This is a genomic window from Ferruginibacter albus, assembly GCF_020042285.1.
GTDB classification, from domain to species: Bacteria; Bacteroidota; Bacteroidia; order Chitinophagales; family Chitinophagaceae; genus Ferruginibacter; species Ferruginibacter albus.
Window position 1 is genome coordinate 1864673 of the sequence record NZ_CP083388.1, and the last position, 24537, is coordinate 1889209.

Annotated in this window: 14 protein-coding genes; 13 read left to right on the forward strand and 1 reads right to left on the reverse strand. The window is 37.4% G+C overall.

What is annotated here, in order from left to right:
- Positions 1-3: 3 nt before the first annotated feature.
- Entirely contained in the window at positions 4-1041 is a 1038-nt protein-coding gene (locus K9M53_RS08250) for a LacI family DNA-binding transcriptional regulator (RefSeq protein WP_224019156.1), read from the reverse strand.
- 315 nt (positions 1042-1356) lie between these two features.
- Between K9M53_RS08250 and K9M53_RS08255 the strand changes: the two genes are divergently transcribed.
- From K9M53_RS08255 to K9M53_RS08315, 13 genes are all read left to right on the forward strand, one after another.
- On the forward strand, positions 1357-4689 hold the full coding sequence (locus K9M53_RS08255) for a SusC/RagA family TonB-linked outer membrane protein (protein ID WP_224019157.1): 3333 nt from the start codon (positions 1357-1359) through the stop codon (positions 4687-4689).
- Positions 4690-4725: 36 nt separating this feature from the next.
- Positions 4726-6564, forward strand: a complete 1839-nt coding sequence (locus K9M53_RS08260) for a RagB/SusD family nutrient uptake outer membrane protein (protein ID WP_224019158.1) — start codon at positions 4726-4728, stop codon at positions 6562-6564.
- Positions 6565-6638: 74 nt separating this feature from the next.
- A complete protein-coding gene (locus K9M53_RS08265) occupies positions 6639-9206 on the forward strand; it encodes a T9SS type A sorting domain-containing protein (RefSeq protein ID WP_224019159.1) in 2568 nt (855 codons plus the stop codon).
- A gap of 247 nt (positions 9207-9453) precedes the next feature.
- Complete coding sequence (locus tag K9M53_RS08270) at positions 9454-10614, forward strand: T9SS type A sorting domain-containing protein (RefSeq protein WP_224019160.1); 1161 nt, start codon at positions 9454-9456, stop codon at positions 10612-10614.
- 110 nt (positions 10615-10724) lie between these two features.
- A complete protein-coding gene (locus K9M53_RS08275) occupies positions 10725-11690 on the forward strand; it encodes a pectinesterase family protein (protein ID WP_224019161.1) in 966 nt (321 codons plus the stop codon).
- Positions 11691-11743: 53 nt separating this feature from the next.
- Complete coding sequence (locus K9M53_RS08280; protein WP_224019162.1) at positions 11744-12787, forward strand: Gfo/Idh/MocA family oxidoreductase; 1044 nt, start codon at positions 11744-11746, stop codon at positions 12785-12787.
- A 284-nt stretch (positions 12788-13071) separates the two neighbouring features.
- Positions 13072-13842 carry a 2-dehydro-3-deoxy-D-gluconate 5-dehydrogenase KduD gene (gene kduD / locus K9M53_RS08285; RefSeq protein WP_315857679.1) on the forward strand — a complete coding sequence of 257 codons (771 nt, stop codon included), beginning with the start codon at positions 13072-13074 and terminating at the stop codon, positions 13840-13842.
- A gap of 26 nt (positions 13843-13868) precedes the next feature.
- Positions 13869-14699, forward strand: coding sequence for a 5-dehydro-4-deoxy-D-glucuronate isomerase (gene kduI, locus K9M53_RS08290; protein ID WP_224019163.1), 831 nt, complete (start codon positions 13869-13871; stop codon positions 14697-14699).
- 43 nt (positions 14700-14742) lie between these two features.
- Positions 14743-17082: a glycosyl hydrolase family 28 protein gene (locus K9M53_RS08295; protein ID WP_224019164.1), complete on the forward strand. Its 2340-nt coding sequence runs from the start codon at positions 14743-14745 to the stop codon at positions 17080-17082.
- A gap of 2 nt (positions 17083-17084) precedes the next feature.
- Positions 17085-19130, forward strand: coding sequence for a glycoside hydrolase family 88/105 protein (locus tag K9M53_RS08300; protein WP_224013729.1), 2046 nt, complete (start codon positions 17085-17087; stop codon positions 19128-19130).
- A complete protein-coding gene (gene pelA, locus K9M53_RS08305) occupies positions 19127-21184 on the forward strand; it encodes a pectate lyase (protein ID WP_224013731.1) in 2058 nt (685 codons plus the stop codon). The genes K9M53_RS08300 and pelA overlap by 4 nt, the downstream gene beginning before the upstream one ends.
- A 44-nt stretch (positions 21185-21228) precedes the next feature.
- A complete protein-coding gene (locus tag K9M53_RS08310; RefSeq protein WP_224013734.1) occupies positions 21229-22749 on the forward strand; it encodes a tagaturonate reductase in 1521 nt (506 codons plus the stop codon).
- Positions 22750-22752: 3 nt separating this feature from the next.
- Positions 22753-24411 carry a UxaA family hydrolase gene (locus K9M53_RS08315; RefSeq protein ID WP_224013736.1) on the forward strand — a complete coding sequence of 553 codons (1659 nt, stop codon included), beginning with the start codon at positions 22753-22755 and terminating at the stop codon, positions 24409-24411.
- The last annotated feature ends 126 nt before the right edge of the window (positions 24412-24537 follow it).

Below are 24537 nucleotides of genomic sequence, written 5' to 3' on the forward strand. Positions count from 1 at the left end.
AAACTACTTCTTGCCAACTTTCACCGAAGACTCCCTTACACAAAGCTCTGTTTGTAAAACCTTCGTTTCAAAACTCGTTACCGGTCTTTTGCTTTCAATCAATTGAATAAGCAATTCGGTTGCAACCTGTCCCATTTCAAAAGCAGGCTGACTGACAGAAGTAAGTGCAGGTGTTAGAAGGTCTACTAAGCCGGAGTTGGTAAATCCTACAAAACCAATATCAGCAGGTATTTTTAATCCCAAAGATTTTAAGGTGCTTAAGCTGCTGGTGGTAAGTCTGTCGCTGGCGGTAAAGAACGCATCAGGTTTTTGCTTTAAAGCCAAAAGGCTTTTTATAGCGTCTTCAATTTCTTTTAAAACTTTACCCCCGTGGTTACAATATTTTATATAAGCTTCATTCAATGGAATGTTATTATCAGCCAGGGCTGATTTATATCCTGCCAATCTTTCTTTGGTAATAGAAAGATGAGCAGAACTGGTAATATGTGCTATGCGTTTAAAACCTGATTTTATTAAATGCGTAGTAGCGTCGTAAGCGCCTTTGTAATTATCTGCAATTACTTTGTGCGTAGATATGTCTTCCGTGATACGATCAAAAAAAACCAAGGGTAATCCTTTATCGTGTAGTTCTTTAAAATGAGCAATATCATTTGTTTCGGTAGAAAGCGATACCAACATTCCATCTACGGAGCGGGATGATAAATGTTTTACGTTCACGATCTCTCTTTCAAACGATTCGTGACTTTGTGATATAATAACATGGTAACCTCTGTTGTAAGCGATCGATTCTATTCCATCTATCGCTTCCGAAAAAAAGTTATTGGCAATTTCACTTATAATAACACCTATGGAGCGACTTTTTCTTTCTTTTAAACTTAGCGCAATAGGGTTGGGACGATAGTTAAATTTTTCAGCATATTCCAACACCAGCTTTTTTGTTTCGGGGCTAATTTCATAGCTGCCCCTTAATGCTCTTGAAACGGTAGAAGTGGACAATCCTAATGCTTTGGCAATGTCTTTAATGGTTATAGCTTCGTACATGGCGTTTTATTACCTGGTTCTCAATAATTTTTTACACCCGGTATGCAATTTCTTTTTTTATAGCATCTCAAAGATATGGTTTTTGTAAACAGGTTAGCGGCTATCAAAAAATAAAAGAAGTTGCAAACGATACCGATATCGTTTGCATAAAAAAACAAATTGAATAATCGCAGCAAGCAAAAAAATGGTGGTTAATTTGAACCCCGATTTGCTTACGATTTTTTGGTTTGGAGATTAGCATTAACTTTACAAACCTGCTGTAACGATTGGTTTAATTAAATGACATTTAATTTATTAGTTATTAAAAAACGCTGTATGAGAAAATTACTTCTGGTATTTCTTGTTTCTTTCTGTATCCCCTTCACACTATTAGCTCAAAAGACCATTAAAGGTAAAGTTACCGATGAAAACGGTAGTGCTGCTGTGGGTGTAAACGTTTCGGTAAAAGGCAATAAAAAAGAAGCTGTCCAAACTGATGCAAATGGTAACTTTTCGCTTGTTGTTAAAGAAACAGATAATATAAGTTTAGTATTTACTTCTGCTGAGTTTGAATCTCAAACTGTATCTGCTGGTTCAGGAAATGTAAACGTGAAAATGAAAACATCGGTTACCACAGGTAATGATGTAGTAGTAGTGGGTTATCAAACCATGAAAAAAAGAGAATTAACGGCGCCTGTATCTTCAGTGGGTGCAAAAGAATTAAAAGATGTGCCCATTACCAGTGTTGGAGAAGCTTTGAACGGACGTTTGGCGGGTGTTACAGCAACTTCTTCGGAAGGTTCTCCTGATGCGCAAATAAAAATACGCGTTAGAGGCGGCGGTTCTATCACACAGGATAATTCACCTTTATATATTATAGACGGGGTAGAGGTAGAAAGCGGTTTAAGCTCTTTGGCTTTACAGGATATTCAATCTATTGATGTATTGAAAGACGCATCTTCTACTGCTATCTATGGTGCAAGAGGTGCTAATGGTGTTGTTATTATTACTACTAAAAGTGGTAAAGTGGGTAAGCCAAGGATTACTTATAACGGTTCTTTTGGTATGAAAAGCATAGCGAATGAATTGCCGGTTTTAAATAGCCTGGATTATATGGATCTGCAATGGGAAAGAGATATCATGATGGGTACCGGTACCAGTGGGTTGCAAACCTTTACTAAAAAGTATGTGGGTACTTACGATTCTATTGCGCTTTATGTAAGAGACAGTACTCGCCCTGTTGACTGGCAAAAACAAGTAATGGGACGTAATGCATTAACTACTGTTCAAAATCTGGGTATCAGTGGGGGGTCAAAAAAATTAACTTATACAGGTACTTATACTTACAATAATGAACAAGGAATAGTTTTTACCTCAAACAACCGTAAGAATATTGCTAACGTTAAGTTAGATTATAAACCTATTAAGGATCTTAAAATGGGAATCAGCGGTAAATTCAGCGACCAGGTAGTGGATGGTGCCAGTACTTCTGAAGACGGCTCTGCATCTTTAAACAGGTTAAGAAACATTATTAAATACCGCCCTTTTTTAACACCTGGTGAAACTGTTGAATCTATTGATTATGGAGGTTTAACCGATCCCGACCAGGTTGCCAATGGCTTAGGGTTGGTAAATCCTTATGTATTGATGCAGCAGATAACCAAGCGCAAACACCAGGTAACGGCTAATGCAAGTTTTTATGCTCAATATAATTTTTTAAAGCATTTTAATTTCAGAACTACTTTAGGTATTGATTATACAAAGATTGACGTAAGCAATTTTGAAGACAGTATTACTTCTGATTCAAGGATCAACGGTGCCAATATGCCGATCATTGAAATGGATTCTGTGACTAAAAAGTCTTTCAATATGTCGAATGTGCTTACCTGGCAATTAAAGAATTTTAAAAAAGTACATGATATTACTGTTTTGGTAGGTAATGAAATATTTAACCAGGATTATGAAGAGCATGACAACAGAAGAAGAAATATTCCTAACGGAACAACTCCTGCAGAAGCTTTAGCACAAGATACTTTAGGTTTTGTGGATGTGGGAAGGTCATTTCCTTTTACCTATAGAGCTCATGCCAAATTGCTTTCCTTCTTTGGTAAAATAAATTATACGTATGATGATAAGTATATTTTTGCCGGTACATTACGTACGGATGGATCTTCAAAATTTGCACCTCCGTCTAACTTAAGATGGGGAACATTCCCTTCTGTTTCTTTGGCATGGCGTGTATCTAAAGAGAACTTTCTTAAAAATGTTAAATGGTTAACTGAATTAAAACTAAGAGCAAGCTATGGACAGGCGGGTAACAATCGTATTCCTGACTACTTGTACATAACTACATATAGCCAAGGCAATCCTTATGGCTTAAACAATGTTTCCAATCCTTCTTTAATCACTGCAAACCTTTCTAATTATAATCTGAAATGGGAAACAAACACAAGTAAAAATCTTGGATTGGATGCAACATTCCTGAACGGAAGAATTGATTTAACGGTGGATGTTTATCGGAATGAAGGGTCAGATCTTTTATTAGCAGCACCTATTTCACCGGTGTTAGGTTATTCACAACAAATCCAAAATGCAGGTGCTACACTTAACAAAGGAGTAGAAGTTCAGTTAAATATAACCCCTGTTAAAACTAAAAACTTTACATGGACTATCAGCTTAAATAATGCATGGAATACAAATACTATTGAAAGATTAACTCCTGGTATTGATTCTGTTTTAGTAAGTTCAGGATGGAGCGGTAGTGGTAGTAATGTTGTAGACTTTGCCCAAATTGTAGGCAAACCGGTTGGTTCTATGTGGGGATATGTTTCTGATGGGTTTTACTCAGCTTCTGATTTTTCATCTTATGTTACACCTACAGGTTCAGGTGGAAATACCTATACTCCTTACGCCTCAACAGCTCCGGGCTTAGGCGGGTTTATAATGAAGCCGGGAGTAGTTAGAAATAATGCTATTCAATCAGCAAATATTCCCGGTGGCATCAGGTTTAAAGATCTGAATGGAGATGGAGTAGTAGATTCAAAAGACCAAACTATTATAGGTAATCCTAATCCTAAATTTACAGGAGGAATCAACCAGCAGTTTACTTATAAAAATTTCGATATGAGCATCTTTATTAACTGGAGCGTGGGTGCACAGGTAATGAATGCAAATAGAGTTGAGTTTTCGGGTACCTATACTTCTTTTGCAAGTACACTCGCTATTGAAAAAGGAAGATGGAAAGCAATTGATGGTAACGGAAATTTAGTAACAGATCTTACACAACTGGCAAGTATTAATCAAAACGCTACAACCTGGACTCCGGTTTCACAAGCGGCAGGTAGCGCCAATGCGTTCCTGTTATATTCAGATGCAATAGAAGATGCTTCTTTTTTACGCTTTAATAATTTTACAGTAGGATATACTATACCTAAAAAAGCATTAAAACGATTAAAAATTCAAAGCCTAAGACTTTATTTTACGGCAAGCAACCTAGCGATAATTACCAACTACTCAGGATATGATCCTGAAGTAAGTACTCGTTACAATTCCAGCTTAGGAGGCTATCCAACACCGGGTAATGTTGGACAATATCCAACACCAGGGGTTGATTATTCAGCGTATCCACGTAGCAGATCGTTCTTAGTAGGTTTAAACCTTGCTTTATAAAATTTAATGATTGTTAATAATTAATATACTTTCTATATGATAAATAAAAAAATTTTAAAATTAGTATTACCGGGTGTTATAATATTCGGTGTATTATTAAGCTCTTGCCAAAAATATCTTCAGGAAGATCCGGATAGCTCTTTAACTGTAGATCAAACCTTTAGCAATGTAGATAGTGCTTATCGTGCATTGTTAGGTGTATATAATAAATTAACGGGTGACCAGGGTTATGGTATTCGATTAAATATCTATTATACTATGGGTACAGATGAGTCAATGTTATCCAGTTCGAATACTACTGATAATGGAAGAAGAGATATATCCCGATATAACTTAACTTCTTCTAATAGTGAGCTTACAAAACCGTTTAATCAATTATATGCGGGTATTGAACAAGCTAATAATTTTATAGATAATGCTCCGCATATGCCGGCATTTAATGGCAGTCAGGGTGCCGATAATCAAGCTAAGGCTAAACGTATGTATGGCGAAGCATTGACTTTACGAGCTCAATTTTACCTGGATCTGATTAAAATTTGGGGAGACGTTCCTGCTCCAATGATTCCTGCTTCTAAAAATCCTGTTTCTTTTCCACAAAAAGAGGACAGAGATGTGGTGTATGATGAGTTATTGAATGATCTTAAAACTGCAGAAGACAATCTTCCATGGAAAGGAGATGCGGGTGTTGCAAATGATGAAAGAATTACTAAAGCTTCTGCTATGGGCTTAAGAGCAAGAATAGCTTTATTCAGGGCAGGATTTTCTTTAAGAAGAAATCGTCAAATGCAGCAAGGATCAAATCCTCAAGCTTATTATACGATAGCAAGAGATGAATGCAAAGCTATAATGGAATCAGGTAAACATTCATTGGACCCAAGTTTTAAAGATTTATTTAAAACTTATCTTTGTGGAGTACAAACACCGGTAGATCCATATGGTGAAATAATTTTCCAGGTGGCTATGGCAGGTGGTAGTGGAATCGCAGATAGCAAAATGGGATATGCAGATGGACCAAGAGTAAATGGATCTGGAAATTCTTTTGTTTTAATATTGCCTACAGCTTTTTATGCATTTGATTCTACCGATTTACGTAGAGATGTTTGTGTTGCTCCTTATGATGTTGCTGCCGATGGAATTACAAAAGTGCCTCCTTCTTCAATATTTACAACTCTTAGAGATGGAAAATTCAGAAGAGATTGGGTAACACCTGCTATTTCTCCAACAGATGCATCTCAATATTTTGGAATTAACTGGCCGTTGATACGTTATTCTGATGTGTTACTCATGTATGCAGAAGCTCAAAATGCTTTAAATAGCGGACCTACTGCAGATGCTGTTGAAGCAGTAAATATGGTACGCAGAAGGGCATATGGAAAAGATATTACTACAGCAGATGCTACTGTTGATATTTCTCCTGTAGATCAACAAGGATTTTTTAAAGCAATCGTTGATGAAAGATTTAAAGAGTTTATGGGAGAAGGATTAAGAAAGTATGATCTGATACGTTGGAATTTATTATCAACAAAAATTCAGGAAACAATCACGAATCTTAACCTAATGAATAATCAACAGCCTCCTTATCAAAACCTTCCGCAGTTTATGTATTATTATACAGCAGGACCTACTATAACTGCAGATGACGGAACTTTATGGGCTAATTCATTTTATAATCCAAGTCCAAGTGGAACAAACTCTATTGCAAATGCAAAACGGGTTAATTGGATTGGCACTTCTACTTCAGGCGGTACTCCTCCTATTGCAGCAAGTTTAACACCTTATTTTGCAAGTTCTTTTGTTCCTAATCATAGTGAGTTGTTTCCGATCTATACTACAGATATCATAAACAGTAAGCTTCCTCAGGATTATGGCTACTAAAAATAAATTTTAATTTTTTTTATGAAAGGCTGATTTTGTTCAGCCTTTCTCTTTTTATATAACTTTACTGCATCATGAAAAAATATCTTCCCTTACTTCTTACTTTGATCTTAGTAAATACAATCAAAAGTTATTCGCAAGTAGTTGCATTCCCCGGAGCAGAAGGTGCCGGCAAAAACACAACCGGCGGTAGAGGTACCTCCATCGTAGCCTCTAAAGTATTTGCTGTAACAAGTCTGGCTGATGATGGGAGTGCAGGAACATTACGCTGGGCACTGGATCAAAGTGGAACTACTTATCCTTATCGTACTATCATCTTTCGCATATCAGGTACTATTCATTTAACGTCTGCATTAAAAATAACAAAAGCGAATACCACTATTGCAGGACAGACAGCACCGGGGCAAGGCATATGTTTAGCAGATTATCCTGTAAGTGTTAGTGCCGATAATGTGATTGTAAGATATATCCGCTTTAGAATGGGAGATAAAAATCAAAACCTGGGAATGGTAAATGGGAGTGGTAATGATGATGCGTTTGATGGAACGGGTCGTAATCATGTCATAATTGATCATTGTACAATGAGCTGGAGTGATGATGAAGCTTGTTCTTTTTATCGTGGCGATAGTGTAACACTACAGTGGAACATAATTAGTGAACCTTTAAACTATTCTTATCATTTTGAAACCGGTGATGCTGATTTCGAACATCACGGCTATGGCGGTATTTGGGGTGGCGCTCATGCTACGTTTCATCACAATTTAATTGCACATTGCCAGGGAAGAGCACCGCGTTTTGATGGCAGCAGAAACTTAGGCAATGGTTCTACACCGGGATTGGAAAATGCTGATTTTGTAAACAATGTAATTTATAACTGGGGGAACTATAATGCGAACGGGGGAGAAGGTGGTAATTACAATATCATCAATAACTATTATAAATACGGGCCATCTACTTCTCATAGCAATTCCGGCGGAGTTAAAATAACGCAAATGGTTATTAATCCGTTTGAACAAGCTTCACCTGCATTGCCATATGGTAAATATTATTTGTCAGGAAATTACGTAGATGCAGCTTCTGCTGTTATTGCCAATAACTGGCTGGGGGCGGCTTTTAGCGGTGGTAACTTAACAGATACTGCCAACTCAAAAGTTACAACACCTTTCACAATAGTTCCAATAAATACACAAACTGCTGCAGATGCTTATACTGCGGTATTACGCGGCGCAGGTTGCAGTTTACCCAATAGAGATACGCTGGATGCAAGGATCATAAAAGATGTTATCAACCGTACCGGGAAAATTATCGATGTGCAAGGTGGCTATGCTCACGGTACTGCCTATGCGCAAACGGTAAATGCGTGGCCGGCATTACTCTCCACAACACCACCTGTTACCACCAATGCCGACAATGTTCCTGATGTATGGTTGGCGCAACGAGGTTTAACAGGTTCAGCTTTGAGCGGTGCAGGAGGATATCACAGTAACGGCTATACGCATCTGGAGAATTTTTTAAATGGGGATACGATCGTTGCTCCCGGAGTTAGTAATCAATGTGTGTATTACCCTGATATCACCGGTTCCGGTAGCGGTAAATGGATCAATATAAAAGATACCACCTATGGTTATTACGCATCTCCAAATTATTTGAATTCAACTGATACCAATAATATCATTGCTTCTTTATATGATGATGGAAGCTTTGGCTCTGTATATGGATCGTATTATACCACCAATGTCACCCGCTATGCCACAGGACTTTCTACAGGACCGGCGCCTTACCTGAACCGGAACTTTTATATGAATGGTGATTTGGAATTGCAACCAATTATAACGCCTGTTACAGTTCGTTTGTATTTTACTAAAGAAGAGTTTAACGCCTTGAAAACTGCAAATCCGCTCATAAACACCGTTGCTGATCTGGCTGTTTATATAGATGGCACCAGCGGTGATGTAGACAATTCTTCTTGTATTACTCAAATGAAAACATTCGGGATTAAAATTTACCCGGGAAGCTATGGCACTTATGGAACTTATCAAACAGGATATTACCTGGAATTTGTTACAACAACTTTAAAGAATTTTTTTATTGCAGGGAAAGATAATCCTGTTCCGCTTCGTTTAATTTCTTTTATTGCTTCGCAGGATGAAGGTGCTGTTCAGCTAAACTGGAAAACAGAAAACGAAACGAATACGCAGGATTTTTTGGTAGAAAGAAGTGCTGATGGAAAACAGTTTACACCCATTGGAACAATTGCTGCAAAAAATGTTACGAGTGCAAACCTTTATTCTTTTAAGGATGATAACGCCATAAACGGAACAGCTTATTATCGTTTGAGAATAAATGATAAGGACGGGAATTTTATCTACAGTACTATAGCAACTATCACATCCAGCCTTGTAAACATATTACGTATTGTACCAAACCCTGCAACAGACGCTGTAACGGTATATCACCCTAAGACGTCAACTTCTGCTTATTTGCGAATTATGAGCAGTGAAGGAAAACAAATTGTTCAACAAAAGCTAGGGACCGGTAACACTAAAACAGCCTTGAATATTTCAGGCTTTCCTAAGGGAGTTTACCAGCTGGTATTTACAAATGAGGGCACTATTAGAACGGCACAATTAATCATACAATAAAAGATTAGAATTAGGAATATGATCGTTTTATAGGCAGGAATAACTGGCAACGTTTGCGTAAAAAAACTCATTACTTGCGCAATAAAGCTAGATTTGTTCGGTCATCGTATTCTTTTTTCGTATAAATTTGGCTTTCATTCGTAACCCTTAGAAATTTATTGCCAATATACCTTCATGTATCAACGTTTGCACAATTTTTAATCTTTTTATTCAAGTATTTATCTTACAACTCTAAAATTTAAAATTTATGAAGAAGTTTTTTACATTTTTTCTTTTATTAACATGTGCTGCTTCGGCAAATCTTAAAGCGCAATATTTATGGCGCGAGGGTTTTAACGATGCTAACAGCACTATTACAGGAACCAACCCTAATGCTGGACCATCTGTTAGCTCATGGGGAGCAGGAGTTGAAAGTGCGCCTTTTGGAACATGGTATTTACATAATGCTTACCGTACAACTGGGTCTGGTTGTGTGTCAGGAGCATCTGGTGCTAACCAACACTTAAGAACAATTCAAGGAGCGAATTTAGCACCTTCAAATGCAGCTGATTCTCCTTACTTCGCTACTCCTATAATTGCTCCTGGTTATGGCGTAAAAGAAATTCATTTTGCACGTAGTGGTACAATAAGAAGATATTCAATATACGTTTCTACAGATACTGTGGCTACTGTTGCTCCATATAGCTCTCCAAGCTGGACACTTGTTCAAGGTGTTCCAAGCACTCACAATGAATGTACTTCCGGAGTTGATACATTTGTAACTGTACCTTCAGGTATTGCTGCCAATGTTAAAAGAGTTGCATTTGTAGTTAGCCAGGCTGCTAATGCTGATATTGATAGTATCGGTATTATCCCTGTTAACCCACTTCCTGTTAAATTCAGCAGCGTTAATGCTAATTATACCAGCGGCGTTGTGAAAATCAACTGGACGAATGAAACTGAAATTAATACGTCAAGCTATGAAGTTGAAAGATCAACAGACGGTAAAACATTTACATCAGTTGGTTCTGTAGCTGCTACTAATGTACGTGGCTATTCTTTCATCGATAATTCATCTTTATCAGGTACAAGCTATTATCGTATTAAAGCTGTTGATGCAAATGGTGCATTGACTTACAGTAATGTCGTTAAAGTAAGTGCAGATAGCAAAGCAGCTGAAATGGTGGTTTCTCCAAACCCTGTAACCGGCGGAACACTTGGCTTGCGTTTAAACAATTTTGCAGCTGGTCAATACACATTGAATATCTTCAATACAGGTAGTCAAAAAGTATTTAGCGGTTCTGTATCTCATGCTGGCGGTAGTTCTATTCAAACAATTATATTACCTGCATCTGTTAAAAAAGGATTATACACTGTAAGCTTAACAAATGGTGCATCTAAATTTGTTAAAACAATAGTAGTAGAATAATTTTTATAAATGAACCTATAAAAGTAAGAGGCTGACTTAATTGCAGCCTCTTCTTTTTTATATCAATTTAAAACATTGCAACTTTGCTTGTCTGCATAAAAAAATTAGCTATGAAACGATTTCTTTTATCCATATCATTACTTGCTTCAATAGCCTTAGTAAAAGCACAAACTAAAAATATTACAGTCGCACAAGATGGATCTGGTAATTATAAAACCGTACAAGAAGCATTAAACCAGGTGCCTGCTGATAATAAAACACCTTTTGTCATCCATATAAAAAATGGTATTTATAAAGAAAGGTTGATACTGGATACAAGAAGAAATTTTGTGACATTGATAGGAGAGGATAAAGACAAAACAATTCTTACCTATGATAATCATGTAGGCATGGCTTTTCCAAACGGTGACTCGGTTACTACCTGGTCATCTGCTTCTTTCTTTATTTATGGTAATGATTTTACCGCAAAGAATATTACTTTTCAGAATAATGCAGGCTTTACAGCAGGACAGGCTGTTGCTTTATTTGTAAACGGAACAAGAGAGCGTTTTAAGAACTGTAAATTGGTTGGCTTCCAGGATGTGCTCTTTTGCAGCGGACAAGGAGCGAAACAATATTATGAAGATTGTTATATCGAAGGCACAACAGATTTCATCTTTGGTCCTGCAACGGCAGTATTTAAAAACTGCCATATTCATAGTAAAAAGAACTCACACGTTACGGCAGCATCTACTCCAAGAGAAATGAAATATGGTTTTGTTTTCATCGATTGTAAATTAACTGCAGATACAGGACTTAATAAAGTATCACTAGGAAGACCTTGGCAACCTTATGCGGCTGTTACTTATATTCATTGTGATATTGGCGATCATATTGTTCCTGAAGGATGGAACAATTGGAAGAACCCGGATAATGAAAAAACGGCTCGCTATGCAGAATATAATAGTTATGGAGCTGGCGCAAATCCATCTGCCCGTTTTCCATGGACAAAACAATTAACCAAAGAAGAATATGATGAAAAATATTCTTCCATCGAAAAAATTTTAGGCGGGTGGGATCCGCAAAAAGATCTGTAATAAACTCTTCAAAATAATTTAATCAGTAGTCATAAAAATTATAACGAATACAAATGAAAATAATTAACACGGCACTTTGCTCTTTCGGAATGTCAGGCTGCGTATTTCATGCGCCATTTATAAATGTTCATCCCAGCTTTAAATTAAAAGGTGCATGGGAACGTAGCAAAAAACTTATTCAGCAAAAATACCCGGATGCTGTTTCTTATAGTTCTTATGAAGAGTTGTTAGCAGATAAAGATGTTGATCTGGTAGTAGTAAATACACCTAATTATACGCATTATGAATATGCTAAACTAGCATTGCAAGCCGGTAAAGATATTATAGTAGAAAAGCCTTTCACTATCACGGCAGAAGAAGCAAAAGAATTAATTGCTATTGCTGATAAAGAAAATAAATTGATCTCTGTTTTTCAAAGCAGGAGGTATGACAGTGATTTTAGAACAGTGAAAAAAGTAGTACAGCAAAACCTGTTAGGTGAAATTGTAGAAGCTGAAATTCATTATGATCGATTTAATGAGGCCTTAAGCCCTAAGCAACACAAAGAAATTCCCGGCCCCGGAACAGGCATTTTATATGATCTGGGTTCGCATTTAATAGACCAGGCGTTGCAATTATTTGGAATGCCGCAAGCCGTTTTTGCAGATTTGGGTATTGTACGTCCAATATCTTTGGTGGAAGATTATATGGAAGTATTGCTATACTATCCCAATATAAGAGTACGATTGAAAGGGACGTATCTCGCAAGAGAAATCTTCCCGTCATATGTCCTACATGGCTCAAAGGGGTCATTTTTGAAATCAAGAGCGGATATACAGGAAGCCAACTTGCAGGCCTTAGTTAGTCCTGCAGATGCCAATTGGGGTGTTGAGCCCGAAACAGAGCAGGGTATTTTGCATACAGAAAAAGAAGGTAAAATAATCCGTGAACATGTGCCGACAGAAAAAGGGAATTACGTTGATTATTATGAGGGAGTTTACCAGGCGCTTATCCATAAAACCCAGCCACCGGTAAGTGCGCAAGATGGATTAAATGTTATTAAAGTGATTGAAGCCGCGTATAAAAGCAATAATGAAAAATGTGTAGCGCCTCTTTAAAAAATAAGTAAGCCTGGCTTCTCAAATTCCGGAAATATGCGCAAACTTTTAAAATACAAATTTATAAAACGTAATAAAATTTAATAATATTACGTATCCCTTGCTGGCAGTATATTTCAATGGATTTTAGTGATATGTATAAACTACACAAATTTGTTATCGTTATCGGTAACGTTTGCGTAAATAAAGTGCTTATAACAGTCTGTAAATTGTTCTAATCTATGCAGTCTTACGGGTAAATTTTAATAACTTGCCGAGCTATTTCATTAGCTTTTAACGAATATATGAGCATCTCTACTTTGTTCTCTCTTAAAAATAAAAAAGCACTTGTAACCGGTTGCAATAAAGGCATCGGTAAAGCGATGGCAATTGCTTTAGCAGAAGCAGGCGCAGATATAATTGGAGTGTCAGGTTCTATGCCCTTGAGTGGAAGCGAAGTAGGCAACGAAATTGAGAAAGCCGGGCAAAAATTTTATCCTTACCAGGCTGACTTTGGTAATAGAGAGGCGTTAAAAAATTTTATTACAAAAGTTCAGGCAGAGCATCCTGTAATTGATATTTTGGTGAACAATGCCGGCATTATTATGCGGGCACCTGCTGCAGAACATAGTGATGAATACTGGGATAAAGTGATCAATGTAAATTTAGACGCACAATTCATACTAACACGTGAGATCGGTAAGAAAATGATAGAACAGGGAAGCGGTAAAATTATTTTCACAGCTTCCTTATTAAGTTTCCAGGGAGGTATTACCGTTCCGGGATATGCAGCAAGCAAAGGCGCTATCGCCAGCTTGATAAAAGCATTTGCCAACGAATGGGCTTCAAAAGGAGTAAACATAAACGGTATTGCTCCGGGATATATTGCTACCGATAATACGGAGGCTTTGCGTAACGATCCGGAAAGAAGCAAATCGATCTTAAGCAGGATACCTGCCGGTCGTTGGGGGGAACCGGATGATTTTAAAGGAACGATCATCTTTTTAGCATCAAAAGCGTCCGATTACGTTAATGGTAGTATTGTTACCGTGGATGGCGGCTGGATGGGACGATAAGTATAATTAAAAAAAATTAAAGATAAATGGAACAACGTTTTGCGAATGGGAAGAAGGAAGTAAAGCAGATGGATACAACTGAACTGCGGGAGAATTTTTTAATAGAAAAGATCTTCACGGCAGACCAATTCAATTTTGTGTATTCGCATTACGATAGAGTGATCATCGGTGGTGTAATGCCCGTAAACAAAACTGTGCAGTTACCTGTATACGAAAACTTAAAAGCAGCTTATTTTTTGGAAAGAAGAGAAATAGGGATTATCAATATCGGTGGAGATGGTGAGATTAAAGTGAATGATAAAGTTTACACGCTAAGTAAATTGGATTGTTTGTATGTGGGCAAAGGAAATGAAAAAGTTACTTTCAAAAGCTTGAAGAAAAACAATCCTGCTAAATTCTATTTGTTATCAGCACCTGCACATCATGCTTATAAAGTGCAGTTCATGAAAAAAGAAAAAGCTTCACCGTTGGATCTGGGCTCTGTTGAAACCGCCAATCAACGTACGGTGTATAAATACATTCATGCAGACGGTTTAAAAAGTTGCCAATTGGTGATGGGCTTAACCGTTCTAAAAACAGGCAGTGTTTGGAATACCATTCCAACACATACGCATGATCGTAGAATGGAAGCATATTTATATTTTGATGTTCCGGAAAATCATCGGGTTTTTCATTTTATGGGAGAGCCTAATGAAACACGTCATATTTTGGTAGCCAGCGATCAGGCGCTTATTTCACCGCCATGGTCAATTCATTCCGGTGCAGGCACAAGTAATTATTCATTCATTTGGGGAATGGCCGGAGAAAATTATGTATACACTGATATGGATGTAATCGATATAAAAGATGTGCGATAAAACTTGTTGCCTTAGTGCCTCATTGCCTATAAAATAAAACACAATGAAAAGAACTTTAACGATTGTATTGCTCGTAATAACTGCTTTTGCTTTTCGTCCTTCTGAAAAAAAAGTGAGCATCTTTTTAGTGGGCGATTCTACCATGGCAGATCAACCTACTGATGAAAATCCACAAAGAGGTTGGGGGCAATTATTTCCAAAGTATTTTACAGATGAAGTAGAGATAAAAAACTTTGCCAAAAACGGAAGAAGCACAAAAAGCTTTATCACTGAAGGCAGATGGGACAGCGTGTTGAACCAATTGCAACCTGGCGATTGGGTGTTTTTACAGTTTGGTCATAATGATAGCAAGATAGAAGATACTACCCGTTATGCAGCGCCACAAACAACCTACAAAACAAACCTTACGCGGTTTATAAATGAAGCTCGCAGTAAAGGTGCTATTCCTGTATTAATAACGCCGGTGAATAGACGCAAATTTGATGCTGATGGAAAATTCGTTGACCAACACGGAGAATATCCTGGTGTAGTAAGAGCATTGGCACAACAATTAAAAGTTACGTTAATTGATCTTCATAAAAGCAGCCAGACTTTGTTAGAACAAAAAGGCGTGGAAGGAAGTAAGAACTTGTTCCTCTTTATTCCTGAAAATCATTTTAAAAAATACAAAGGCAAAGAAGAAGACAATACACACTTTACAGAATATGGTGCAGAGAGTGTAGCATCATTGGTTTGTGCTGATATTAAAAAACAAAACTTAGCCATTGCCAAATATTTAAAACCTTCTGACTTTAAAGAAAAAGATGCATTTGAATTGCCTAAAATTTATGTTCCTCATTTTAAGTTAGATACTTTTTATGTTACAAACTATGGTGCTAAAGCTGATGGTGTGACATTAAATACAAAAGCTATTAACGATGCTATCGCTGATGCAAATACAAAAGGAGGAGGAACGGTTGTTATTCCAAGAGGCTTATGGTCAACAGGTCCGATTGTAATGAAGAGTAATGTAAATCTTCATTTAGATGCTGGTGCATTAGTTGCATTCACAAATGATTTTACGCAATATCCTTTAGTAAAATCTGATTTTGAAGGTGTGGCAGCAGCTCGTTGTCAATCGCCTATCACTGCAGAGAATTTAACAAATATCGCTATCACGGGTAAAGGAGTTTTTGATGGTAATGGTGCCGCCTGGAGACCAATTAAAAAATCAAAAATGATCGATGCGGATTGGAAACGTTTAGTAACAAAAGGAGTAGTGAGTGACGATAAAACATGGTTCCCATCTGCAAAAGCATTAAAGGGTTATAACGATAAAAACATTGGTAAGTTAGATGGAGGCAAACAACTCAGCGATTTCGAAGACATCAAAGATTTTTTGCGTCCTAACTTTTTCAGAATAGCACTTTGTAAAAATGTGTTGTTAGATGATATCACCGTACAGAATTCTCCGGCTTGGAACTTACACATACTTATTGATGAAGATGTAACTGTGCACAATGTAAAAGTTAAAAACCCATGGAACGCACAAAATACGGATGCGATCGATATTGAAAGCAGCAAGAACGTACGATTAGAAGGCTGCATTTTTGACACAGGCGATGATGGCATTTGTATTAAATCAGGTCGTGATGAAGAAGGAAGAAAACGCGGCATTCCAACAGAAAATGTTATTGTAGATAATTGTATCGTGTATCATGCACATGGTGGTTTTGTAGTAGGAAGCGAAATGAGCGGCGGTGCAAAAAATCTCTATGTAAGCAATACAACTTTCATGGGTACAGATGTTGGGCTTCGCTTCAAATCTACAAGAGGTCGTGGCGGTGTGGTTGAAAATATTTACGCTAATAATATTAACATGAAAGATATTTTGGGTGATGCAATTTTCTTTGATGTGTATTACCAGGCTAAAGACCCTGTTCCTTCTTCTACCGCCGATGCGGGTCCGCCACCTGCAATAGAAATGAAACCGGTTGATGAAGGCACTCCATTATTTCAAAATTTCTTTATAAGAAATATTACTTGCGATGGCGCTGATGATGGAATTTATTTACGTGGCTTACCGGAAATGAATATCAAAAACGTTGTTATCGAAAATGCGGTATTGCAAGCTACTAAAGGTATCTATTGTGAAGAAGCGAGCGGCATTACGTTTAAGAATATCGATCTTATTTCTGATAATACCAACCCGGTTATCTTCATTCAAAACAGCAACACTATTTGTTTGGACGATATTAAATACAAACCAGATGCGGATTTATTGTTAAGCATCAATGGCGACAGAACAAAAAATATTCGTTTGCTAAATACAGATATATCAAAAGCAAAGAAGCAAACTCAGTTTGCGAACAACACGAATGCAAAGGTTTTAACCAATAAGTAAAAATGAAAAGAGTATCTATTTTTTATTCTTTGCATAAGCCCGTCCTTAGGATGGGGTGGGGAGGTTTTTTATCAAAGCGTAGTATTGTTGGTGCGTTTATGCTTTGTTTGCTTGCCGGTAATAGTATTGCGCAAACAAAAACCATTCAATCTCCTGTTCCTTTATCAGAGCAATTGGCAAAAACAACTATGTCCATTTGGAAAGATTCAATGGCGTTTAAAAAAGATCGTCCTGCAGAATGGAGTTACGAACAAGGTGTTGTTTATAAAGGATTGGAAGATGTCTGGAAAAAAACAGGAAATGGAGACTACTTCAAGTACATTCAAAAGAACATCGATTTTTTTGTTCGTAAAGACGGGAGCATTCGTACGTACAAATTAGATGATTACAATTTAGATAATATCTGTCCCGGCAGAGGCATACTAACGTTATACAATACACTAAGTGACAACAATAAATATTTTCGTGCCATTACATTGTTAAAAGAGCAATTGAATTATCAGCCTAAGACAAGTGAAGGTGGTTATTGGCACAAGCAACGTTATCCCAGCCAGATGTGGTTGGATGGTGTTTATATGGCAGAGCCTTTTCATGCTGAATACGCAAAACGGTTTAATAATCCACAGATATTTGAAGAGATAGCAAAGCAGTTTTTCTTGATTGAAGAACATGCAAGAGATAAAAAAACAGGATTGTATTACCACGGTTGGGATGAAAGCCGTAAAGAAAGATGGGCTGATCCACAGACGGGTTTGTCTGCTAATTTCTGGGGACGTTCTGTTGGCTGGTATGCAATGGCATTAGTAGATGTACTGGATTATTTTCCTAAAGACAATCCAAATTACGATTCATTAGTACACATCGTCAAAAACTTAGCAGTTGCTATTGTAAAAGTGCAAGACCCAAAAACAGGACTTTGGTGGCAGGTATTGAATAAACCGAATGAAAAAGATAATTACCTGGAATCATCTGCATCCTGCATGTTCGTATATGCGTTGGCGAAAGCCGTTCGTAAAGGTTATATCAGCCAATCATATTATATGCAGGCATTAAAAGGGTATACCGGCATAAAGTCTAATTTCATTTCTGTTGATTCCACAACCGGTTTAATAAATTTGACTAAAGTATGCGCCGTAGCAGGATTAGGCGGAAAGCCTTACCGTGATGGAAGCTATGATTATTATATCAATGAACCTGTTGTTTCCAACGATCCTAAAGGCTTGGGTGCTGCAATGATGATGGCAACCGAAGTGGAGTCTATTTCTCAATCAGGTATAGGGAGAAATAAAAATGTTTTATTAGATAGTTATTACAATAACGAGAAAAAAACTGACGAAGCAACAGGACAAACCATCTCATGGCATTATAAATGGGATGAAACGCCTAACAGTGGTTTCTCATTCCTCGGAGGCATCTTCAATAGCTATGGCGCTACAACATCAACTTTATATGAAGCGCCAACTGCTGCCAACTTAAAAAATGCAGACATCTACATTATTGTTGATCCTGATATTCCTAAAGAAAATCCTAATACAAAATATATTGAACCGGGTGATACAACTGCTATTATAAACTGGGTAAAAGGAGGAGGTGTTTTAGTTATCTTATTAAATGATACCGGCAACGCAGAGTTTGATCATACAAATGCATTAACAAAATCATTCGGCATTCAATTTAATAAAGACAGTCGTAATCATGTTGATGCCAATAAGTTTGAAATGGGAAAGATAACCGGTCAACCGCCGCTTTTCAGAAAAGCGAAAAACTTATACTTAAAAGAAATAAGTACGTTAACAGTTAAAGCTCCTGCAATGGCGTTATTGAAAGATAACAATGACATTATTATGGCTTCTGCTAAAATAGGTAAGGGAACTGTGTTTGCCGTTGGCGATCCGTGGTTATATAATGAATATGTAGATGGCAGAAAGCTGCCTGCGGAATATCAAAACTTTACAGCAGCGCAGGAACTGGCGCAATGGTTATTGCGGCAAGTTCCTTTTAAAATAAACAGTTTATTAAAACAAGGTAGTTTAATAAAAAACAAATGATAAAGCGTTTATACATATTGGTACTGGTTGCTTTATCCTTAATAGGATATAACAGTAGCGTGTATGCGCAAAAAACACTTGTTGTTGCAACAGATGGCAGCGGCGATTTTAAATCGATACAAGCTGCTATAAACAGTTTGCCCGACTCGGCTTCATCGCAACGCATCATCTTTATAAAAAAAGGAGTGTATAAAGAGAAGCTCTTTATAGAAAAGAATTTTATCACGTTAAAAGGAGAGGAGGTAGCCGCTACAACCATTACTTATTCCGAAGCACGTGATATTTTCCGTTGCACAAATAATGATGATTGGGGTGTTGCTACTATCAATATGAAAGGCAGCGATATCGTAATGGAAAATCTAACAGTATTGAATACTTATGGTTTTGATGCTAAAGGAGATTCAATTATTGCTTGTCCTGCGGATTCTATTACCGGTAAAAAAACAGTTAAGCGTAATGGTCACCAAATGGCATTGCGTAGTTTTAATACAACACGATTGATCGTTCGTAATTGTGTATTCAGAGCCTTTGGCGGTGATACCGTTAGTCCATGGAATGTAGATGCAGGAATGTTTTATTTTTCTAATTGTACAATGGAAGGCGGCGTAGATTTTTATTGCCCGAGAGGCTGGGCACTGGCAGAGAATTGCAAGTTTATTTGTCATAGTAAAGAAGCGGCTATCTGGCATGACGGTTCAAAAAACAAATCGTCTAAAACAGTGTTGATCAATTGTAGTTTTAGTGGCGATGATGGGTTTAAATTAGGACGTTATCACAGAGATGCGCAATTCTATTTGATCAATTGTACATTTCCATCCAATATGGCTGATTCGGATATTTATCAGCGTGCTGCAAATCCGCCCAATGTTATTCAATGGGGTAAAAGAGTATTCTATAATAACTGTCATCGCATAGGTGGAGATTATGCATGGTTCAAAAATAATTTTCCTGATTCATTAGGAGTGAATGATATTAATGTGCCTTGGGTATATGATTATAAATGGAATCCGAAACCTGATGGCAGAAATACATTTGAACCCAGGAATTTGGATGATACAGATCGGATAGCAGATAATATGTTATTGTATCAACGTGAAAATGGGGGATGGCCAAAACACTTCCAGGAATTGAATGTTGACTATACCAAAGATCTTGCGGCAGAGCAAAAAGATGAATTGCAAAAAGGTTACGAAGCCGGCTTGGATGCAACCATTGATAATGACGCTACAACTAAAGAGATCCGCTATTTGGTAAAAGTATACAATCGTACAGGTAACAGTAAATATTTAAGAGCAGCACAACATGGGATTGATTATTTATTAAAGGCGCAATATGCAAATGGGGGATGGCCGCAGTTTTATCCTGACTCCAGCAGCTATCGGAATGAGATAACTTATAACGATAATGCCATGGTAAATGCCTTAAATATATTGCAGGATGTGGTAGATGGAGCGAATGGATTTAACGCAATCGATGCCGAATATATTTCCCTATGTAAACCCGCTGTGGAACGGGGAATTAGTTGTATCTTAAAGACACAGATCAAGCAAAAAGGCGTATTAACCGTATGGTGCGCTCAATATAATGCCCGTACTTTGCAGCCCGCTAAAGCCAGGACGTTTGAATTGGCTTCTTTGAGCGGTGCAGAGTCGGTTGGAATTGTTCGTTTTTTGATGAGAGTAAAAACGCCATCAAGAGAAATCATTGAGTCGGTAACAGATGCGGTGAACTGGTTTAAGAAAACAAAAATTGCAGGCTATAAGTTTGTTGAAATAAAAGCTCCGAAAGAGCAAACAGGAAGAGATAAGATCCTTGTGCCCGATAGCACTTCTACTATATGGGCAAGATTTTACGGGTTAGATGATAATCAACCATTCTTCTGCGGAAGAGATGGAGTAAGAAAAAAGACATTAGCTGAAATAGAGAATGAAAGAAGAGCAGGATATCAATGGTATGGAACATGGCCGGAGAATTTAGTGAACAAGGAATATCCAAAGTGGTTGAAAGCATTGCAACTTTCTTCTGCAAAAGAAAAGATGGCAAAGAATAAGTAGTAAAAAAGAAAAATAATCAAACCAAATAAATTAAACGTGTAGAGATGATAGTATCTAAATTTAACCTTAAAAATATTCAATGCAATGATTTGATAATTCCCGATCAGTCATTGTTTGAATTGCCTGAAAAAGTATTGCAATTCGGAACCGGCGTATTATTACGTGGATTGCCTGATTACTTTATTGATAAAGCCAATCGCCAGGGGAAATTCAATGGAAGAATTGTTGTGGTTAAATCTACAGATGGTGGCGATGGTGCAGCATTTGATAAGCAGGATGGTTTATATACGCTTTGTGTTCGTGGAATTGAAAACGGTAAAGTAGTAGAAGAGAATATTTTGAATTCATCTATAAGTCGTGTATTGTCTGCTAAAAGTGATTGGAAGGCAGTGAAAGAATGTGCACATAATCCTGAATTGCAGATCGTAATTTCCAATACAACGGAAGTGGGTATAGAATTAGTGAGTGATGATATACGTATTCATCCACCTGTATCATTTCCCGGAAAATTGTTAGCGTTTTTACATGAACGTTATAAAGCATTTGCAGGAAGTGAACATTCAGGTTTGGTGATCGTTCCAACAGAATTGATCAGCAACAATGGTAAAAAATTAGAATCAATTGTAATTGAACAAGCTCACTTAAATGGCTTGGACGATGCATTTATAGACTGGTTGGAAAACCACAATACATTCTGCAATACATTGGTAGATAGAATTGTGCCAGGCAAGCCGAGTGCTGCAGCTAAAGAGGCATTACAGAAAAAATTCGGCTATGATGATGATCTGATCACGATGTCGGAAGTATATCGTTTATGGGCAATTGAAGGTGATGAAAAAGTGAAAGCAAAATTATCTTTTGCGGAAGCAGATAGCGGGGTAGTGATTGTTCCGAATATAGATCTATTTAAAGAGCTAAAATTACGTTTACTAAATGGAACGCATACCCTAAGTTGTGGTTTGGCATTTTTAGCAGGTTTTGATACGGTTAAAAAAGCAATGGACGATACAACAGTATCTACGTTCATCAGTAACTTGATGACAAAAGAAATTGCACCGGCAATTCCATATAAAGTGGATGCAAAAGAAGCGCAGGATTTTGCAACAAAAGTATTGGACCGCTTCCGTAATCCAAATATCGAACATCAATGGATCAGCATTACCATGAATTATACGTCTAAGCTGGAAATGCGTGTACTTCCTGTATTACAACAATATTATAAGCTGTTCAATGCTGTGCCGGAGCATTTTGCCTTAGGCTTTGCTGCGTATATGTTATTTAATAAACCGGTAAAGAAAGAGGGAGATGTTTATTACGGAGAATTGAATGGCGTAGCATATCCTATTAAAGATGATAAAGCGGCAACAATGTATAAAAAATGGCAGGAAACAAAATCTTCTGCTATAGCGGAAGCTGTTTTACATGATACGGCATTGTGGGGTGGAACAGACTTGTCTGTATTGCCCGGGTTTGCAGAATCTGTGCAGGAAAAATTGAATGATATTTTAGTGAATGGAATTACTGCTGTAATAAAAGAAACTGAAAATAAAAAAGTGATAGCATAAACAATGAACAAGAAAGTAATTAAGGTTAATGCAGATGATAATGTAATTGTTGCATTAACAGATTTGCAGAAAGGAGAAACAGTTGAATATAATGGCGAATCATTCACGTTGCAAACGGATGTGGCTGCCAAACATAAGTTTGTTACCGGCGATTTAAAAATTGGCGATGAAATACACATGTATGGAGTATTAGTAGGTAAAGCTTCGGAGCCGATTGCAAAAGGAGCACGTATAACAACTACCAATATTAAACATGCAGTATCAGGGGAGTTTGTGGTAAATCAAAATGATGTTAAATGGAACGCTCCTGATGTTTCTAAATGGAAAGGAAAAGAATTTTTAGGATATCATCGCAGCGATGGAAAAGTGGGTACAGCTAATTATTGGTTGGTAGTTCCATTAGTATTTTGTGAAAACAGGAATATTGAAATTTTAAAAGAAGCTTTCTTAAAAGAATTAGGTTTTGCAAAACCTAATAATTATCAGCAACAGGTAAAAGAGTTGGTTAAACTAAAAGAAAGTGGTGCCAGCATGGAAGAGATATTGAACTTCCAGTTTACTGTTGAAGCAAGTACCTCAAATCAAAAATCTGCACAGTTCCCAAATATAGATGGCATTAAATTTTTAACGCATGAAGGCGGTTGTGGTGGTATTCGCCAGGATGCAAATGTATTGTGCAGTTTATTAGCTTCATACATTACACATCCAAACGTAGCAGGAGCAACAGTTTTAAGCTTAGGATGTCAAAATGCACAGATAAGTATTTTGGAAGAAGAAATTGCAAAACGCAATCCAACTTTCGATCGTCCATTATTTATATTGGATCATCAGCAAAGTGGCAGCGAACCAAGATTATTAACCGAAGCAATTAATAAAACATTTGCAGGCTTAGTAAAAGCAAACGAAACAAAGCGTGAACCAGCACCTCTCACTAAATTAACGATTGGCGTAAAATGTGGTGGTAGCGATGGCTTCAGCGGTATCAGCGCAAATCCTGCTGTTGGTTATGTAAGTGATATTATTGTAGGATTAGGCGGAAGTTCAGTATTGGCAGAGTTCCCTGAGTTATGTGGAGTAGAGCAGGAGTTAGTGAATAGAACAGTAAAGAAAGAAGATGCTGAATTCTTTTTACAATTAATGAAAAAGTATGCCGCTAATGCAGCGGCTGTAGGAAGTGGATTTGATATGAATCCATCTCCGGGCAATATTAAAGACGGTTTAATTACAGATGCAATGAAAAGCGCCGGCGCAGCTAAGAAAGGCGGCACTTCGCCAATCGTTGATGTATTGGATTATCCGCAGCAGGTAAAAAATCCTGGTTTGAGTTTATTATGTACGCCGGGCAATGATGTGGAAGCGGTAACAGGTTTGGCTGCAGCTCACAGCAATATCGTGTTGTTCACAACGGGCTTGGGTACGCCGACAGGAAATCCTGTTGCACCAACTATTAAGATCAGCAGCAATACCAAATTGTTCAATAAAATGCACGACATCATTGACGTGAACACAGGTACTGTTATTGAAGGTGATGAAACCATTGAACAGGCAGGTGGGCGTTTGTTTGATTATATATTAAAAGTTGCAAGTGGTGAAGAGATCATCAGTGCTGTTCGTAACGGGCAGGATGATTTTATCCCGTGGAAGCGTGGAGTATCGTTATAAGATTATTTTGATATCAATAGTAGTTCTTTAATCAACATCGTTGTGTCACTCACTTGTCCGGCATAAATTCTATGTAACAAGGTTCACCCAACGAAACAAAGGATACCAAGCTAACAAAGCTATGAT

Coding starts and splice junctions, on each gene's coding strand:
- pelA (WP_224013731.1), top strand. CDS start 19,127: ATGATAAAGCGTTTATACATATTGGTACTGGTTGCTTTATCCTTAATA.
- K9M53_RS08310 (WP_224013734.1), top strand. CDS start 21,229: ATGATAGTATCTAAATTTAACCTTAAAAATATTCAATGCAATGATTTG.
- K9M53_RS08300 (WP_224013729.1), top strand. CDS start 17,085: ATGAAAAGAGTATCTATTTTTTATTCTTTGCATAAGCCCGTCCTTAGG.
- K9M53_RS08295 (WP_224019164.1), top strand. CDS start 14,743: ATGAAAAGAACTTTAACGATTGTATTGCTCGTAATAACTGCTTTTGCT.
- K9M53_RS08280 (WP_224019162.1), top strand. CDS start 11,744: ATGAAAATAATTAACACGGCACTTTGCTCTTTCGGAATGTCAGGCTGC.
- K9M53_RS08315 (WP_224013736.1), top strand. CDS start 22,753: ATGAACAAGAAAGTAATTAAGGTTAATGCAGATGATAATGTAATTGTT.
- K9M53_RS08270 (WP_224019160.1), top strand. CDS start 9,454: ATGAAGAAGTTTTTTACATTTTTTCTTTTATTAACATGTGCTGCTTCG.
- kduD (WP_315857679.1), top strand. CDS start 13,072: ATGAGCATCTCTACTTTGTTCTCTCTTAAAAATAAAAAAGCACTTGTA.
- K9M53_RS08255 (WP_224019157.1), top strand. CDS start 1,357: ATGAGAAAATTACTTCTGGTATTTCTTGTTTCTTTCTGTATCCCCTTC.
- K9M53_RS08260 (WP_224019158.1), top strand. CDS start 4,726: ATGATAAATAAAAAAATTTTAAAATTAGTATTACCGGGTGTTATAATA.
- K9M53_RS08250 (WP_224019156.1), bottom strand. CDS start 1,041: ATGTACGAAGCTATAACCATTAAAGACATTGCCAAAGCATTAGGATTG.
- kduI (WP_224019163.1), top strand. CDS start 13,869: ATGGAACAACGTTTTGCGAATGGGAAGAAGGAAGTAAAGCAGATGGAT.
- K9M53_RS08265 (WP_224019159.1), top strand. CDS start 6,639: ATGAAAAAATATCTTCCCTTACTTCTTACTTTGATCTTAGTAAATACA.
- K9M53_RS08275 (WP_224019161.1), top strand. CDS start 10,725: ATGAAACGATTTCTTTTATCCATATCATTACTTGCTTCAATAGCCTTA.